Annotated in this window: 15 protein-coding genes; 6 read left to right on the top strand and 9 right to left on the bottom strand. The window is 67.3% G+C overall.

Annotated features, from left to right (window positions below):
* Window positions 1-83: 83 nt before the first annotated feature.
* The 7 genes from WDU93_RS06835 to WDU93_RS06865 form a co-directional block, all read right to left on the bottom strand.
* Entirely contained in the window at window positions 84-1256 is a 1173-nt protein-coding gene (locus WDU93_RS06835; RefSeq protein ID WP_337318905.1) for a Gfo/Idh/MocA family protein, read from the bottom strand.
* A 22-nt stretch (window positions 1257-1278) separates the two neighbouring features.
* Window positions 1279-2343 carry a LacI family DNA-binding transcriptional regulator gene (locus WDU93_RS06840; protein WP_337318907.1) on the bottom strand — a complete coding sequence of 355 codons (1065 nt, stop codon included), beginning with the start codon at window positions 2341-2343 and terminating at the stop codon, window positions 1279-1281.
* 3 nt (window positions 2344-2346) lie between these two features.
* Window positions 2347-3240: a carbohydrate ABC transporter permease gene (locus WDU93_RS06845; RefSeq protein ID WP_337318909.1), complete on the bottom strand. Its 894-nt coding sequence runs from the start codon at window positions 3238-3240 to the stop codon at window positions 2347-2349.
* On the bottom strand, window positions 3233-4078 hold the full coding sequence (locus tag WDU93_RS06850; RefSeq protein WP_337318911.1) for a carbohydrate ABC transporter permease: 846 nt from the start codon (window positions 4076-4078) through the stop codon (window positions 3233-3235). The genes WDU93_RS06845 and WDU93_RS06850 overlap by 8 nt, the downstream gene beginning before the upstream one ends.
* Window positions 4079-4205: 127 nt before the next feature.
* Window positions 4206-5477, bottom strand: coding sequence for an ABC transporter substrate-binding protein (locus WDU93_RS06855; protein ID WP_337318913.1), 1272 nt, complete (start codon window positions 5475-5477; stop codon window positions 4206-4208).
* Between the two features lie 133 nt (window positions 5478-5610).
* Entirely contained in the window at window positions 5611-6993 is a 1383-nt protein-coding gene (locus tag WDU93_RS06860; RefSeq protein WP_337318914.1) for a sulfatase family protein, read from the bottom strand.
* A 156-nt stretch (window positions 6994-7149) separates the two neighbouring features.
* Window positions 7150-7947, bottom strand: coding sequence for a MerR family transcriptional regulator (locus WDU93_RS06865; RefSeq protein ID WP_337318916.1), 798 nt, complete (start codon window positions 7945-7947; stop codon window positions 7150-7152).
* Between the two features lie 114 nt (window positions 7948-8061).
* Between WDU93_RS06865 and WDU93_RS06870 the strand changes: the two genes are divergently transcribed.
* The 3 genes from WDU93_RS06870 to WDU93_RS06880 all read left to right on the top strand — a co-directional run bounded on the left by WDU93_RS06870 (window position 8062) and on the right by WDU93_RS06880 (window position 12154).
* Entirely contained in the window at window positions 8062-10548 is a 2487-nt protein-coding gene (locus WDU93_RS06870) for a glycogen/starch/alpha-glucan phosphorylase (RefSeq protein ID WP_337318918.1), read from the top strand.
* Between the two features lie 155 nt (window positions 10549-10703).
* A complete protein-coding gene (locus WDU93_RS06875) occupies window positions 10704-11543 on the top strand; it encodes a DUF4097 family beta strand repeat-containing protein (RefSeq protein ID WP_337318920.1) in 840 nt (279 codons plus the stop codon).
* Complete coding sequence (locus tag WDU93_RS06880; RefSeq protein WP_337318922.1) at window positions 11540-12154, top strand: PadR family transcriptional regulator; 615 nt, start codon at window positions 11540-11542, stop codon at window positions 12152-12154. Before WDU93_RS06875 ends, WDU93_RS06880 begins: the two co-directional genes overlap by 4 nt.
* A gap of 41 nt (window positions 12155-12195) precedes the next feature.
* Here the strand turns inward: WDU93_RS06880 and WDU93_RS06885 are convergent, their stop codons facing one another.
* Window positions 12196-12738 (bottom strand): universal stress protein, encoded by a 543-nt coding sequence (locus WDU93_RS06885; protein WP_337318924.1) that lies wholly within the window; start codon window positions 12736-12738, stop codon window positions 12196-12198.
* Between the two features lie 151 nt (window positions 12739-12889).
* On the opposite strand from WDU93_RS06885, the gene WDU93_RS06890 reads away from it, so the two are divergent.
* Window positions 12890-13075 (top strand): DUF3073 domain-containing protein, encoded by a 186-nt coding sequence (locus tag WDU93_RS06890; protein WP_337318926.1) that lies wholly within the window; start codon window positions 12890-12892, stop codon window positions 13073-13075.
* Window positions 13076-13111: 36 nt separating this feature from the next.
* Here WDU93_RS06890 and WDU93_RS06895 read toward each other — a convergent pair whose 3' ends face one another.
* Window positions 13112-14152 (bottom strand): LacI family DNA-binding transcriptional regulator, encoded by a 1041-nt coding sequence (locus WDU93_RS06895; RefSeq protein ID WP_337318928.1) that lies wholly within the window; start codon window positions 14150-14152, stop codon window positions 13112-13114.
* 98 nt (window positions 14153-14250) lie between these two features.
* Here WDU93_RS06895 and WDU93_RS06900 point away from each other — a divergent pair, with 98 nt between their 5' ends.
* Both WDU93_RS06900 and WDU93_RS06905 read left to right on the top strand, forming a co-directional pair.
* On the top strand, window positions 14251-15165 hold the full coding sequence (locus tag WDU93_RS06900; protein WP_337318930.1) for a carbohydrate ABC transporter permease: 915 nt from the start codon (window positions 14251-14253) through the stop codon (window positions 15163-15165).
* Window positions 15165-16076: a carbohydrate ABC transporter permease gene (locus WDU93_RS06905; protein ID WP_420064046.1), complete on the top strand. Its 912-nt coding sequence runs from the start codon at window positions 15165-15167 to the stop codon at window positions 16074-16076. Before WDU93_RS06900 ends, WDU93_RS06905 begins: the two co-directional genes overlap by 1 nt.
* The last annotated feature ends 27 nt before the right edge of the window (window positions 16077-16103 follow it).

Raw genomic sequence — 16103 nt, forward strand, 5'->3', positions numbered from 1 at the left:
GCACGACAAAGCGGGCGTCCGGCCAGGCTGGGGGAACGGCCGGACGCCCATTCGGGGGCAGGCTGGGGGAAAGCCTGCGGGTCTCAGAGCTCGATCTGACCGCGCTCGAAGTAGGCGACGAGGTCGGGGTCCAGCGGCGGCACGGCGACGGCGGAACCGTCGCCGCGCAGCGACTGCGTCGCGAGGATGCCGGCGGCGACCGCCTCGCGCGCCGCCACGGGCGAGGTCTCGGTGAGCCCGCCGTCCCGCACGAAGCGCAGGAACTCGGCCACCAACAGGCCATCGGCGCCGTCATGCCCGGCATCCGGGGCCGACTCGATCGGGAACACCTCGTCGGGCTCGGCGTAGCCGCGGTGCCGCCTGTTCCACAGGTTCACCACGCCGCCGGCCGTGTCGCCGACGTTCTCGATCCGTCCCTCGGTCCCGATCACTGTGTAGTTGCGCCAGTAGTCGGGCGTGAAGTGGCACTGCTGGTACGAAGCGAGGATGCCGCCGGCGAGCCGCATGTTCACCTGCGAGATGTCTTCGACGTCGATCGTGGGATGCAGGCCGGTGAGCGATGCCGGCGGCCAGTTGTCGACGCTGAACCAGTCCGGCATCCGCTCGCCCGTGCGGTCACGACGGTCGGTGACATCCCCGTACACGCTGAGCTCGCCCATGGCCGCGACCTGTTCGGTGTAGGCGCCGGCGAGCCAGTGGATGACGTCGATGTCATGCGCGCCCTTCTGCAGCAGCAGCCCGGTGGAGTAAGTGCGATCGGCGTGCCAGTCCTTGAAGTAGAAGTCGCCGCCGTGGCCGACGAAGTGGCGGCACCAGACGGCCTTGACCTCGCCGATGCGCCCCTCCTGGATGAGGCGGCGCATGAGCGTGACGACGGGCATGTGCCGCATGTTGTGACCGATGTACAGGCGGGTGCCCGTGCGCCGAGCCGTCTCGAGCATGGCGTCCGCGTCGGCGAGGTCGATCGCCAGCGGCTTCTCACAGAAGACCGCGACGCCGGCTTCCAGCGCCCGAATGCTCAGTTCGGCATGCGTGTGGTCGGGGGTGAGCACCATCACCGCGTCCACGCCGGAGGCCAGCAGCTCATCAACGTCGTCGGTGATCAGTGCCTCGGGCAGCTCGGCTCGTGCGGCATCCCGCGCCCCCGCGTCGAGGTCGCAGACGGCCGTCACCCGCGAGCCCTGGCCGGGGCGGTGTACCTCCTCGCGCAACGAGGCGCGCGCGCCGAAGCCGATGATGCCGATCTTGAGGTCCAACAGGTCTCCTTCTGAGTGCGTGTCACTGCCGGACGGCCGGCGCGTCGAGGTCGGTGGATCCGCCGGGGAACAGCGACCACGGAAATTCATGCAGCTGCGCGGGCGCATCCTCATCGGCGAGCGCCCGCTCGACGATGATCTGCGCCTGCCGCGTGTAGAAGTCGGTCGGGCCGACGGTGGTCAGGGTGGGGGTGATGGCGGTGGCATCCGGCGTGTTGCCGACACCGATCACCGCCACATCGTGCGGCACGCGCAGGCCGAGCATGTGGGCGGCGTTGATCGCGGCGATCGCGGCGAAGTCGGTGGTGGCGTAGATCGCCGTCGGCCGATTCTTCGCCGACAGCAGCCGCACTGCGGCAGCGAAGGCACTCGCCTGCGTCTCGCCGTAGGTCTGGGTCCAGTCCTCGTCGGGCACGAGACCACGGCTCGCCATCTGCTCCAGGTACGGGGTGTACCGGGTGGCTCGTTCGCCAGCCAGCCGCACCGCGTTCTCGGCGGCGAGGCAGCCGATCGCTGTGTGTCGCTCGAGCAGGTGCGCCATCGCAAGCGTGCACCCGGGTAGCGCATCCGAGCGGATGACGTCGTAGCCCTCGGGTTCGAGGGTCTCCGAGAACACCACCAGGCGCTGGCCCCGCTCGACGAGATCGGCCAGGTTGCGGCGCCCCTCGTCGGTATCGGGAGCCTGGTCGAGGTACGCCACATCACATTCGATGCGGTCCAGGGCTGTGTGCCAGTCGCCATCTGCGAGGATGAGCGTGGTCAGGCCCTGCCGGTTGGCGAGGGTGTTCACCGCATCCGCCACGGCCAGCGACCACGGGTCGCTGAGCATGTGCAATGACAGCTGCACGGTGTCGGTGCGGCCGGTGCGCATCGCGCGCGCCGACCGGTTGGGCCGGTAGTTCAGCTGCTCGGCCGCCTCACGCACCCGGCGCGCGGTCTCGGGGGCGACGCCGGCACCGGATGCCGCGCCATGACGCCCCGAGAAGACGTACGACACCGTCGCCGTCGACACCCCGGCGAGCTCCGCCACCATGCGCAGTGTGGGGCGGCGGCGTGCCGCCCCGCTCGTCTTGTCCGAACCTGACATCCGTCACCCCTTGGTTCCCGAGAAGGCGATGCCCTGGATGAACTGCTTCTGCAGGATCATGAACGTCACGAGCATCGGGAGGGTCGCCAGCAATGCCCCCGCCATCAGAACAGGGTAGTCAGTGCCGTGCAGGCCGACGAGCTGCGCCAGGCCGACCGACAGCGGCATCTTCTCGGGGTCGGTGGTCACCACGAGCGGCCAGAGCAGATCGTTCCACGACCACAGCACCGTGAACACGACCAGGGCGATGATGCCGGGCTTCGCCAGCGGCACCATGATGCGCCAGAAGGTCTGCCACGGGTTCGCGCCGTCGATCCGGGCCGCCTCTTCGAGCTCGGCCGGCATCGACATGAAGAACTGCCGCATGAGGAAGGTGCCGAAGGCGCTGAAGATGCCGGGCACGATCAGCGCCTGCAGGGTGTTCAGCCAGCCGAGCGACTGGATGATCTCGTACTGCGGCAGCAGGTACAGCTGCGAGGGCACCATGAGCACCGACAGGAACAGCACGAAGACGACGTTGCGACCGGGGAACGGGATGCGGGCGAAGGCGTAGCCGGCCATCGTGCACAGCGCCACCTGCCCGACCGTCCGGCCGATCGTGAGCAGCACGGAGTTGGCGAACATCTGCGCGAACGGCATCGAGTCGAAGACCTCGGCGAAGTTCGTGAACACCCACGGATCGGGGATCACCACGGGCGGCACCTGCACCGAGTCCTGGAAGGTCTTGAACGCGGTGAGGGTCTGCCAGATGAACGGGAAGACCATGATCACGGCGCCGAGGATGAGCACGACGTGCACGGCCCAGATGCCGCGGATGCGCGGGGTGCCACCGGCCCGGCGGCGCGCGGCATCGGGCACGCCGGCGACAGCGCGGGTGTCGACCGAGAGCTCACTCATAGTGCACCCACTTCTTCTGGAGGCGGAACTGGATGACCGTCAGCACGAGGATGATCACGAGCAGCAGGAAGGCGATCGCCGCCGCATAGCCGCGCTCGTTGTCGATGAAGCCGGCCTCGTAGAACAGGTAGACGATGGTGCGGGTGTCGGGCATGGCGGGGTTGTTGGTGCCGAGCATCATGTAGACGAGGTCGAACACCTGCAGGGCACCGATCACGCTGATCACCGAGACGAAGAAGATGCTCGGCGACAGCAGCGGCAGGGTGATGGAGAAGAACTTGCGGAACGGGCCGGCGCCGTCGAGGTCAGCAGCCTCCATCAGGGTGTCGGGGATGCCCTGCAGCCCGGCGAGGAAGATGACGATGTTGGTACCCAGGCCCGCCCAGATGCCCACCACGGCGATCGCCACCAGGGCGGTGCTGGGGTCGGTGAGCCAGCTGCGACCGTCGATGCCGACCCAGCCGAGGGCGGTGTTGAGCACGCCGTAGTCGCCGTTGTAGATCATGCGCCACACCAGCGCGATTGCGGCTGGCATGGTCACCACAGGGATGAAGTAGAGGGTGCGGTAGGCGCTGCGGCCCTTCAGGCCGGTCGTGTTCAGCAGCGCGGCGATGCCGACGGCGAGAGGGATGCCGATGAGCGCGATCACGGTGTAGATCGCGGTGTTGCGCAGGGCTCCGATGAGCTCGGGGTCTTGGAAGAGCCGTTCGTAGTTGGCGATGCCCACCCACTCCGAGCCGCCGAAGGGCCCCGATTCGGTGAACGAGAGGATGAGGGTGCGCACGGTCGGCCAGAGGTAGAAGGCCGCAAGACCGAGCGCGGTGGGGCCGATGAACACCAGCGCCCACCAGGGCGAGGCGCCCGGGTTGCGCCGCCGGCGGCGGATGCCGGAGGGGTAGCCCCCGGCATCCGCACAGCCGACGTCTCGGCGCGAGGCACGACGACGTCGCTCATGGATTCAGCTCCTACTCGGCGTCGAGCGCGGCCTGCATCTGCTCCGCGAGGTCGGCGAGGCCGTCCTTCGGAGTGACGCTGCCCGCCCAGACCTGCGAGAGGATCTCGCCTTCGATGCTCGTCCACGCCGCGGTGTTCTTCGAGACCGGGTAGGGCACCGCGGTCTCGAGCGCGTCGATGTACACCTGCAGGTCGTACTGCGGCAGGGCGTCGACCCAGGCCTGCTGCTTGCCGTTGAAGGCGGGGATGACGGTGCCGGACTCTGCCATGATGTCGGCGGCCTGCTCGCCGCTGGCAAAGGTGGCGAACTCGGTCGCGACGTCGAGGTGCTCACTCTTGGCGTTGACGACGTTGGCGAGACCGTGGATGACGCTCTGGTTGCCCGCGACGCCCGCTGCCAGAGGAGCGACGTTCACCTTGTCGGCGATGTCGGCATTGCCGGCGTACGCGCCCGCGGCCCAGGAGCCGTTCTGGAACATCGCGACCTTGCCCGACAGGAAGAAGTCCTGCGCCGAGGTGTCGGTCATCTGCTGCGCGGTGGGCGAGGACCCCTCGGCGATGAGGTCGGTCCACAGCTCGATGCCAGCGAGAGCCTCTGGGGTGCCGTAACCGGTCTCGGTGCCGTCGGCGTTGATGACCTCGCCACCGGCCTGCGCGATCGAGTTGTAGTAGTTCTCCTGGCCCGCCTGGGCGGCGGCGATGCCCCACTGCCCCTTCGCGGGATCCGTCAGCTGGGCTGCGGCATCCTTCAGGTCATCCCAGGTCCATCCGGCGGAGGGGTACTCGACGCCGGCCGCGTCGAACAGTTCGGTGTTGTACCAGAGCGCGATGGTGTCGAAGTCCTTGGGAGCGCCGTAGAGGTCGCCCTCGAAGGTGTACAGGTCGACGAGTCCCTGCGGGTAGTCGGCCGCCTCGACGGCGTCGCCGAGCGGGGCGAGCACGCCGTTGGAGGCGTAGAGCTGGAAGTTCGGGCCGTTCATCCAGAAGACGTCGGGCGCAGAACCGCCGGATACCGACGTCTGCAGCTTGGTGAAGTACTCCTTGTACGGCGTGGTGACGATCTTGATCGTGACGTTGGGGTGCTCGGCGGTGAAGGCATCCGCGATGGCCGTCATGGCCACTTCCTGCTTCTGGTCCCAGACGCCGTACTCGATCGTGACCTTCTCGTCGTCTCCGGTCGTACCGGTGCTGCCGCTGCTGGAGCAGCCGGTGATCGCGAGGGCGGCGATGGCCGTGGTCGCGAGTGCGGCGACCCCTCGTCGAGCGAACGCTGTGCGAAGCATTGCGATCCTCCTTTGGATCTGGATTGCTTGGTGTGACTTGGGTGGGGGAAGGGGCAGAGCCCGAAGTTAATCGTTTAGCTAAACGATTAACGCTAGTGTGCCATGGGCGCACGGCAGGTGCAAGGATCAGTTCTCAACGGACGCTGGATGCATCCATCTCGCGCCGCCACGCCGCCCGCGCGGCCAGCAGTTCCGCCACGATCTCCGGATGCTCGGAGGCGACGTCGTGCTCCTCCGCGGGATCGGTCGCGAGGTTCACCAGGCTGAGCCCGGCACCGGGCTCGGTGTGCTCGACCCGGCGGATCTCGGCCGCATGTTCGGAGTCTTCCTCGACGAACCGCAGCTTCCACTCCCCCCGCCGCACCGCCCACTGCCAGCGCGTGTCCCAGTGCAGCTCGCCGCGCCCGCCGTCGTCATCGCCGGCGAGGAAGGCTCGCAGATCGCGACCGTCAAGCCCGCCGGCATCCGCTCCCGCCGCCGCGACGACGGTGCCGGCGATGTCCATCGAGCTCACCAGCCCCTCGCGACGCGCGCCGGCGGGCACGTGCCCCGGCCAGCGCACGAGGAAGGGCACGCGGATGCCACCTTCGAGCAGGGTGTACTTCGAGCCGCGCAGCGGGGTGTTCACGCCATAGTTGCAGTTCGAGCCCCCGTTGTCGGTGGTGTAGATCACGATGGTCTCCCCGGCTATTCCGAGGTCGTCGAGCTGGTCGAGGAGTCGCCCGATCTGGGCATCCATGAGCTCGAGCTGCGCGAGGTAGTAGCCGCGGCCATCCGGCAGATTCGGGCTGATCGCACCGTCGTACCAGTCGAGGTAGTCGGATGCCCCCGGGTACCAGTCCTCGACCGCGGGCAAGCCGCGGGCCTCGAGCTCTTCGGGCGGCAGCTGCCAGCAGAAGTTGTGCACCGCGTTGAAGGCAACCATCGCGAAGAACGGGCGCTCGTCGCCTGCGCCGATGAACGCGGCGGCGCGATCGGCGATCTCGTCGGTGAGGAAGCGTTCGACCTCGACCGGCTGCCCGTTCTCAGAGAGCGGCTGCACGGCCATCGCCTTGGCCGCGGCGCCGTACTCGTCGACGGCCGCCTGCGAGTGGTGCAGATAGTTCAGTCGCCCCATCGAGAGTCCGGCGAGGCCGTAGAACGAGTCCTCGAAGCCGTGCTCGGGCGGGGTGCCCCGATCGCCCTCGTGCTCTTTTCCGTAATGCACTTTGCCGTAGTAGCCCGTGCGGTAGCCGGCATCCCGCATCCGCTCCGCGAGCGTCTGGTGGTCTTCGCCGGGAATCGACGAGTCGTCGAACCAGTGCGCACCCCAGCGCTGCTGGTAGGCGCCGCCGATGAGGCCGGCCCGCGAGGGCGAGCACACCGGAGCGGTGACATAGGCCTCGTCGCAGGTGGCGCCCTGTGCAGCAAGCCGATCAAGTGCGGGGGTATGCACGGCAGGATCGACCCCCATCGCCGAGCGGTCGGCGTAGCCGTGGTCATCCGACACGATCACGAGCACGTTCGGGCGGGTCATGGCTCTCCTCGGCGAGTTGTGAAACGTTTAGCATCACGCTATCGAGCCGAGGGGGCCACGCACAAGGGAGGAGATCTCACGTTCGGGAGGAGCCCTGGGTGGGATTCCTCCTCCCGAACGTGAGATCTCCTCCCGAACGTGCGACCCGCGTGCGGCTTACAGCTGGGCCTCGGCGTACACGCGCAGCGCGTCACGCACGAACTCCGCCCCCTGTGTGCCACCGTCGCTCGTGGCGTAGTTCGCCCCGAAGCGCGGGTCGGCGACGTACATCTCGCCGAGTCCGATCACGTAGCCCTTGACGTCTCCGCCAGCCGCAGGGGTGCCAGGGATGCCGGTCAGCCAGGCGACGTGGCGGCGGGCGAGCTCCTGCGCCTCAGCGGATGCCGGGTCGACGCCGCGCTCGGCGGCAGCCGCCCAGTCTGCGCTGAGCTCGGTCACCTGGCGCTGCCAATCGGCGCGCTCGGCGTCGGTCATGCCGCGCCACCAGCGGTCGCCCTCGGCGTAGGCCTTGGCGCCCCAGCGCTGCTCCACCTCGTCCTTGTACTGGGTGTGGTCGAAGCCGTCGAACATGTTCTCGGCCATGAGTTCTCCTCCTTCTTTCAATGTGGTGATGGTGTGTTCGACAGAGGCGATGCGCCGCGCGAGAGCATCCTGCTCCTGCCGCAGCAGCACGAGATGCGTCTGCAAGGCATCGATCTGCCCGCTGGTCTCGTTGCGCTCGCGCAGAGCCCCGCGAGGGGCACCATCGAGGGCCTGGCCGATCTGCGGCAGGCCGAGCCCCAGCCCGCGCAGCAGCAGAATGCGCTGCAGGCGCACGAGGGCGGCCTGATCGTAGTGTCGGTAGCCATTGAGGGCGATGCGCGAGGGCCGCAGCAGGCCGATGTCGTCATAGTGACGCAGCGTCCTGCTGGTGGTGCCCGCCAGCCGGGCGATCTCCTGGATGGACCAGTCCATCGCATCCTCCTTCTCTGTCGATGTTTCCACCGTAAAAGTTGACGCAACGTAAAGGTCAACCCGCGTCAGAAGAAATGTTTCGCATCCCGCGCGAGGAATGACTACGGTCGATACGTGCCAGATTCCCTCAGCCCCACCCACCCCCTTGCCTTGGCCCCCGTCTTCGCTCCCGCGAGCACGAAAGACGGCTTCGTCGAGCAGTTCCTGCACAACCTCAATTTCGATCAGGGCGTCGCCCTGTCGAGTTCGAGTGCCACCGACCAGTACCTGGCGGTGGCCCACACGGTGCGCGACTACCTCATGGCCCGCTGGCTCGAAGATCTGCGTCGCCAGCGCGAGACGCAGTCGAAGGGTGTCTGCTACCTGTCGGCCGAGTACCTGCTCGGTCGCCAGCTCGACAACAACCTGCTCGCCAGTGACCTCACCGAGATCGCTCGCGAGGCCCTCGCCGAGTGCGGCATCTCGCTCGATGACATCCGCGCCGAAGAGGTCGAGCCCGGCCTCGGCAACGGTGGCCTCGGACGCCTCGCCGCCTGCTTCATCGACTCTCTGGCCACGCTCGGCGTGCCGAGCATCGGCTACGGCATCCGCTACGAGTACGGCATCTTCCGCCAGACGTTCGTCGACGGGCAGCAGGTCGAGCAGCCCGACGCATGGCTGACGGTCGGCTCGCCGTGGGAGTTCGCCCACCCCGAGAACGCCCAGACCATCTCGTTCGGCGGCCACACCGAGACCTACGACGACGAGGGCGTCACCCGCTCGCGCTGGGTGCCGGGCTGGAACGTCCAGGCGGTGCCGTACAACTACATGGTCCCCGGCTACCAGAACGGGCGGGTCAACACCCTGCGTCTGTGGAGCGCCGTCGCCACCGACGCCTTCGACCTGCGCATCTTCAACTCCGGCGACTACGAAGAGGCCGTGCGCGCGCAGACCTTCGCCGAGACCATCTCGAAGGTGCTCTATCCCGAGGACTCCACCCCGCAGGGCAAGGAGCTGCGTCTGCAGCAGCAGTACTTCTTCGTCGCGGCATCCATCCACGACTTCCTCGACAACATGCTGAGCGAGGGCTACGACCTCAGCAACCTGCCCAACCGGGTGATCTTCCAGCTCAACGACACACACCCGGTGATCGCGGTGCCCGAGTTCATGCGGGTGCTCGTCGACGAGAAGCACATGGAGTGGGATGCCGCGTGGGCTATCACCCAGCAGTGCTTCGCCTACACCTGCCACACCCTGCTGCCGGAGGCGCTAGAGGTATGGCCGGTCGAGCTGCTCGGTCGGCTCCTGCCGCGGCACCTTGAGATCATCTACCGCATCAACGAGGAGTTCCTCACGGCGGTGCGCGCGCAGTACGGCGATGACGAGATGCTCATCCGCAACATGTCGATCATCGCGGAGCATCCGGTGCGTTCGGTACGGATGGCGTACCTCGCCACCGTCGCCGGGGCCAAGGTGAACGGCGTGGCCGAGCTGCATTCGCAGCTGCTGCGCGAGAAGGTACTGCCCGACTTCGACGCGTTCTTCCCCGGCAAGTTCACCAACGTCACCAACGGCGTCACCCCGCGGCGGTTCCTGCGGCTGTCGAACCCCGAGCTGTCGCGCCTGATCACCGCGGCAATCGGCGACGGCTGGGTCACCGATCTCGAGCGGCTTCGCGAGCTGGAGCCGTTCGCCGAGGATGCCGACTTCCGCCGCGCGTTCGCCGAGGTGAAGGCCGCGAACAAGCGTGTGCTGAGCACGGTGCTACGCGAGCGCGACGGCTTCGCGGTGAGCGACGGGCACATGCTCGATGTGATGGTCAAGCGCCTGCACGAGTACAAGCGCCAGCTGCTGAAGGTGCTGCACATCGTCAGCACCTATGAGGGCGTGGTCTCGGGACGCGTGGCGGTCTCTGACGTCGTGCCGCGCACGGTGATCTTCGGCGCCAAGGCCGCGCCGGGTTACGCGATGGCCAAGCGGATCATCCACCTGATCAACGCCGTCGGCGAGGTGGTGAACAACGATGCCCGCCTGGAGGGCCGCCTGCAGGTGCTGTTCCCGCCGAACTACAACGTCACGCTCGCCGAGCGCGTGATCCCGGCCGCCGATCTGTCTGAGCAGATCTCACTGGCCGGCAAGGAGGCCTCGGGCACCGGCAACATGAAGTTCGCCCTGAACGGCGCTCTCACGATCGGCACGGACGACGGCGCGAACGTCGAGATCCGTCAGCTCGTGGGCGACGACAACTTCTTCCTGTTCGGCATGAGCGAGCCCGAGGTGGATGCACTCGAGACGGCCGGCTACCGGCCGAGCGAGTTCTATCAGGCCGACCCGCAGTTGCGTGCGGCGATCGACCTCATCGCCTCCGGCGCGTTCTCCCACGGCGACCGCTCGGTGTTCGAGCCGGTGGTGTCGAACCTGCTCTACGAAGACCGCTTCATGGTGCTCGCCGACTTCGCCTCGTACGTCGCCGAGCAGGGCCGGGTGGATGCGGCCTACGCGGATCAGGATGCCTGGACCCGCAGCGCGATCCTCAACGTTGCCCGCACCGGCTTCTTCTCGTCGGACCGGTCGATCGGCGACTACATCGATCGGATCTGGCACACGCCTCCGGCGCTCTGAGCGCGAACGAGTCGACAGCGCCCACATGGTCGCCCTCTCGCAGGGTGGCCATGTGGGCGTTTTCACAGGCACGCACGGGTGCATTTCGAGATATATCGTGTTACTCTCGCCATACGCGATATATCTTGAATCGCCGTGACCAAGGAGAACCCCCCATGACCGAGAAGTGGCTCATCGCCCCGGGCGAGGAACGCGTGATCGACATCGCATCGGCATCCCGCCTCAAGGTGGGTCTCGTCGGCGGCCAGGTCGACGTCATCGCCCACGACGAACCCGGCATCCGCATCGAGGTGACCGGCGTCACGATCAAAGACCTGCGCATCGAATCCGACGGCACCCAGATCGAGATCGACCACCCGCAGCTGGGCTGGGACAACTTCCTCGAAGTGTTTCGCAACTTCGGATCCGGCGGGCCCAAGGCCGAGGTCAGCGTGGCCGTGCCGCGCGATATCGCCCTCAACCTCGGTGTCGTCAGCGCGGGGGCCCTCGTCTCGGGCATCCGCAACGACGTGCGCCTGAGCACCGTCTCCGGCGACATCATCGCCGACACCCTGACCGGCGACCTGGCGACCAACTCCGTCTCGGGCGACGTGCAGGTGCGCGAGCTGACCGGCTCGGTGACGGCCAACAGCGTCTCCGGCGATGTCGCTGTGACCGGCACGCTGCGCAAGGCGTCGATCGACACCGTCTCTGGTTCGATGCTCGTCGACGCCACCGGCGACGTGAACACGATCAACCTCAACACCGTGGCGGGCTCGAGCACGATCCGCCTTGATGCCATCACCTCGGCGAACTACGTGCTGCGCACCCTCAGCGGCAAGCTGCTGGTCGACGGCGTCGAGCGCTCCAGCAGCGGACCGACCTCCTACTCCGGGCAGGTCGGCGAGCTCGCCGGCAGCTTCGTCGATGTGCGTGCCAACTCGGTCTCGGGCGGCATCACCGTGGTGCGCCGGCCGCTCACGACCGTCGCCGACGACGAGGAGTGGGAGTCATGAGTCCCGCCGTCTTCTCACACGGCGACCTGCGACTGTACCTGCTGTCGCTGCTGGCCGAATCGCCGCAGCACGGCTACGGCATCATCCAGGCGCTGACCGATCGCACCGGCGGCACCTACACCCCGAGCGCTGGCACGATCTACCCGCGGCTGGCGAAGCTCGAGGAAGAGGGCCTGGTCACCAAGACCGCCGACGGCCGCACCACGATCTATGCCATCACCGACGCCGGCCGGGCGGAGCTGGAGGCGCGCCAGGGTGACCTCGCGGGCATCGAGTCGGGCCTGGCGGATTCGGTACGGCTGATCGCGAACGAGGTGCGCCAGAGCGTGCAGGAGGCGATGAAGAGCCTGCGGGCCGATCTTGCCGCCGCCGCGCAGGAGCAGTCGCCACCCGAGACCCCCCGGGCGCCGTCGAACGACGCGCGCGCCGAGAGCCGGGCCGAGCTGCACAGGGCGGATGCCGTGTTGAACGCCTTCCGCGCCCAGGTGCGCACCGATCTGCGCACGCACGTCGCCAAGGGAGGAACCCTCGCTCCCGCGGTGGTCAGCGAGCTCGATGCCGCGCTGGACGCGGCCGCGCATCAGATCACCCGGGCGTTGAATCCGTCCTGACGCCCATTCGGGCACACGACCCCCACCGGGAGGACATCTGGCTATTCGGTCCAGATGTCCTTCTGGTCGTCCGGCACCTGCTCGCCCTGCGGCACGACGAGGATCGAGCGGTGCTGGCGGTGCGCGAGACGTGCGGCCACCGAACCGGTGAAGAACTCGCGGATCGACTCACCCAGGCCGCGCTTGCGCGTGCCGACGACGATCAGCTGAGCGTTGAGCTTGTCGGCGAGCTGCTTGATCGCCAGAGCCGGGTCACCGACCAGCTGACGGGCGGTCCAGGTGATGCCCTGGTCACCCATCTGCTCCTCGGCTGCCTTCTGCACAGCCTCGAACTCGGCGACGCCCGCGTCGAGGTTCATGTCGATCGGAGCGGAGTGCACGTAGCCGTCGGGATCCTCGTAGGTGACGAACCGCGTCACGTCGACATGGACGATCACCAGCGGCGCGCCGAGCAGCTTGGCGTACTTGACGGCCTCGTCGAGCACATGCGGCGGCTGATCCGGCTGAATGCCGACGATCACAGCCTTCTGCAGTGCTGCATTCTGGGCGGCCTCGTCCGATGCGGCGGGCGTGGAATCCGTCATGACCATCGTTCCCCTCACCGGTCGTTGTACGGCCGGATGCTGTGGCGTGCGTGCTATCCTGAATGCTACTCTTACCGGCCCGCGGCCGGTGCCGTGAACAGAACATCGGGCCTCATTGAGCCCGCTGCCGACTCGTAAGGGGGTCTCGCGCATGGGGCGTGGCCGTCAGAAGGCGAAGCACACGAAGATCGCCCGTGAACTCAAGGCTTACAGCCCTGATGTGAACTACGCGGCGCTCGAGCGTGAGCTCGGTCATCCGAGCGAAGAAGAGCAGTACGTCGACAAGTGGGCGGATCAGTACGCCGACGAAGACGAGGACGAGCTAGAGCGAGCCTGAGCTTGCCTCTCGGCTGAGCCGACGCGTTGACTGTGGTCAGCGCGTCGGCTTCTTCGCCGTACTCTCTCGCACGATGAGCTCGGTCGCGATGAACTCCTGATCGATCGGCTCATCACCGTCGAGTTCGGCGATGAGCGCGTCGACCGCGCGACGACCGACCTCATCGAAGCTCTGCCTGATCGTCGTCAGCGGCGGCCACAGGTACGCGGCATCCGGAACATCGTCAAAACCGACCACGCTGACCTGCGCGGGCACGGCGATGCCCTGCTCATGGAATGCGCGCAGCACCCCGATCGCCATGGCGTCGTTGGCCGCGAACACTGCCGTGACACTCGGGTCAGCGGCGAGCCGCAATCCCGCCTCGTAACCGGAGCGGGCAGACCAGTCGCCTGGCTGCGGTTCTGACACCGGCAGACCGTGCTCTTCGAGCACCGCACGCCACGCGTGCTGCCGCCGCTCGGCCGCATACGACTCGGGCGGACCGGCGACGTGATGCACGGTCTCGTGCCCGAGCGCCAGCAGGTGCTCCACCGCGGTGCGAGCGCCCTGTGCCTGGTCGATGTCGACGAACGGATGCCCGAAGCGCTTGTTCGAGTCGATCACGACGATCGGCATGCCCGGCGGGATCTCGATCTCGGAGCCGTCGAGCTCGTGCGCCTCGATCAGGATGATGATGCCGTCGACCGCGTGCTCCTCAAGCCGGCTGAACGCCCCGTTGACCGTCGCCCGATTGGAGGCATCGACGGGGATCAGGGTGAGCGTGTAGCCGGCTTCGGTCGCACGTGAGGCGATCGCGTCGAGCGTGCGGTGGTTTCCGTAGGGAGCGAGGGTGAACATGATCACGCCGAGAGTGCGGAACCGCCCCGATCGCAGCGCCCTGGCCGCGCTGTTGGGCCGGTACCCCAGCCTGGCCATCGCGGCGGTGACCTTCTCGCGCGTGGCCGCCCCGACGTAGCCGCGGTCGTTCACGACGCGCGAGACAGTCTGGCCGGAGACACCGGCCTCTCGGGCCACGTCTTCCATCGACGGTTCACGCCGGCGGACACCTGTCGGATGCTGCGAGTTCACTTCACCCACTCTTCCTATGTTGACGTTGACACACTAGCGCGTGATGACATATGTTGACGTTGACACATCCCCGATCCGTCGGGATCTCGCACCAGAGGACTTTGCCAATGACGACAACGACGCCCGCGCTACCGCTGCGCGTCGCCTCGCGCACCGACAAGCGCGACTGGCGAGGGTGGGCCTTCGTCTCCCCGTTCATGATCGTGTTCGCGCTGGTCTTCCTGGCCCCGCTCGCCTACGCGCTGTACCTGAGCCTGTTCCGCCAGCAGCTCGTCGGAGGCACGGTCTTCGTCGGCTTCGAGAACTACGCCACCGCCCTCGCCGACCCGCAGTTCTGGTCGGCGTTCGGCCGGGTGCTGGTGTTCCTCGTGGTGCAGGTGCCGATCATGCTCGCCCTCGCACTCGGCGCGGCGCTGGCGATCGACAGCGGCCGCCTGCGGGGAGCGTCGTTCTTCCGCATCCTGGTCTTCCTCCCCTACGCCGTGCCCGCCGTGGTGGCGGTGCTCATGTGGGGCTACATCTACGGCGACCAATTCGGTCTCACCGCCAACGTCAACGAAATGCTCGGCTTCGAGCTGATCACCCCCTTCGCCAAGGAATGGATGCTGGTCTCGATCGGCAACATCGTCACGTGGGAGTTCGTCGGCTACAACATGCTGATCTTCTACTCGTCGCTCAAGACCATCCCCGGCGAGCTGTACGAGGCCGCGGCGATCGACGGCGCCGGTCAGTGGCGCATCATCACGGCGATCAAGATCCCGGCGCTGCGCGGCGCGATCGTCATCGCCACGATCTTCTCGATCATCGGCAGCTTCCAGCTGTTCAACGAGCCGAACATCTTGCGTCCGCTCGCCCCCAATGTGATCACGACCTTCTACACACCCAACATGTATGCCTACAACCTCTCCTTCGCGGGCCAGCAGTTCAACTACGCCGCCACCGTCGCGATCATCATGGGCATCATCACGGCCGTGATCGCCTACGTCGTGCAGCTGCGCGGCTCGCGGGCGGAGGTGCGCTGATGGCCCTCACGATCGCTCCGGCATCCACCCGCCGCACCACGACCGACGGCGGTGCCCGCCGCGCCGGCGGCGTCCGCACCTCGAAGACGTTGCTCATCGTGATGATCGTCTACGGTCTCTACACGGTCGTGCCGCTGCTGTGGCTGCTGTTCTCGTCCACCAAGACGCAGGCCGGGCTGTTCAGCTCGTTCGGGTTGTGGTTCGCCGACGACAACGCCTTCATTGACAACCTCGTCGCCACCCTCACCTATCGCGACGGCATCTTCTTGCGGTGGCTCGGCAACACGCTGCTGTACGTCGTCGTGGGCGCGGGCGGCGCGACGCTCCTCGCCACGCTCGCCGGCTACGGGCTGGCCAAGTACCGCTTCCCCGGCCGCCGGGCCGTGTTCGCGATCGTGCTCGGTGCGGTCGCCGTGCCCGGCACCGCCCTCGCGGTGCCGACCTTCCTGCTGTTCAGCGAGCTGGGCCTGACGAACACGCCCTGGGCCGTGATCATCCCGTCGCTGATCAGTCCGTTCGGTCTCTATCTCATCTGGACGTTCGCCTCGGATGCCATCCCCACGGAACTGCTCGAAGCTGCTCGCATCGACGGTGCCGGCGAGTTCCGCACGTTCTTCACCATCTCGCTGCGCCTGCTCGCGCCCGGCATCGTCACGGTGGTGCTGTTCACGGTCGTCGCGACCTGGAACAACTACTTCCTGCCCCTGATCATGCTCTCCGACCCGGCCTGGTATCCGCTCACCGTGGGTCTGAACCAGTGGAGCGCCCAAGCGATCGGCGCCGGATCGCAGCCCATCTACAACTTGGTGATCATGGGCTCGCTGCTCACGATCATCCCCATCGTCGTCGCCTTCCTGATGCTGCAGCGGTTCTGGCAGTCCGGCCTCACCGCCGGTGGCGTCAAGCAATAGAACACTCCGACCGCCGCCTGCCCTGGC

Origin of the sequence: Microbacterium istanbulense, from assembly GCF_037204145.1 — a bacterium.
GTDB classification, from domain to species: Bacteria; Actinomycetota; Actinomycetes; order Actinomycetales; family Microbacteriaceae; genus Microbacterium; species Microbacterium istanbulense.

Bases quoted from the DNA above. Each gene is read 5' to 3' on its own strand.
- WDU93_RS06840 (WP_337318907.1), bottom strand. From the start codon at position 2,343: ATGTCAGGTTCGGACAAGACGAGCGGGGCGGCACGCCGCCGCCCCACA.
- WDU93_RS06845 (WP_337318909.1), bottom strand. From the start codon at position 3,240: ATGAGTGAGCTCTCGGTCGACACCCGCGCTGTCGCCGGCGTGCCCGAT.
- WDU93_RS06855 (WP_337318913.1), bottom strand. From the start codon at position 5,477: ATGCTTCGCACAGCGTTCGCTCGACGAGGGGTCGCCGCACTCGCGACC.
- WDU93_RS06860 (WP_337318914.1), bottom strand. From the start codon at position 6,993: ATGACCCGCCCGAACGTGCTCGTGATCGTGTCGGATGACCACGGCTAC.
- WDU93_RS06865 (WP_337318916.1), bottom strand. From the start codon at position 7,947: ATGGACTGGTCCATCCAGGAGATCGCCCGGCTGGCGGGCACCACCAGC.
- WDU93_RS06875 (WP_337318920.1), top strand. From the start codon at position 10,704: ATGACCGAGAAGTGGCTCATCGCCCCGGGCGAGGAACGCGTGATCGAC.
- WDU93_RS06880 (WP_337318922.1), top strand. From the start codon at position 11,540: ATGAGTCCCGCCGTCTTCTCACACGGCGACCTGCGACTGTACCTGCTG.
- WDU93_RS06885 (WP_337318924.1), bottom strand. From the start codon at position 12,738: ATGACGGATTCCACGCCCGCCGCATCGGACGAGGCCGCCCAGAATGCA.
- WDU93_RS06890 (WP_337318926.1), top strand. From the start codon at position 12,890: ATGGGGCGTGGCCGTCAGAAGGCGAAGCACACGAAGATCGCCCGTGAA.
- WDU93_RS06900 (WP_337318930.1), top strand. From the start codon at position 14,251: ATGACGACAACGACGCCCGCGCTACCGCTGCGCGTCGCCTCGCGCACC.
- WDU93_RS06905 (WP_420064046.1), top strand. From the start codon at position 15,165: ATGGCCCTCACGATCGCTCCGGCATCCACCCGCCGCACCACGACCGAC.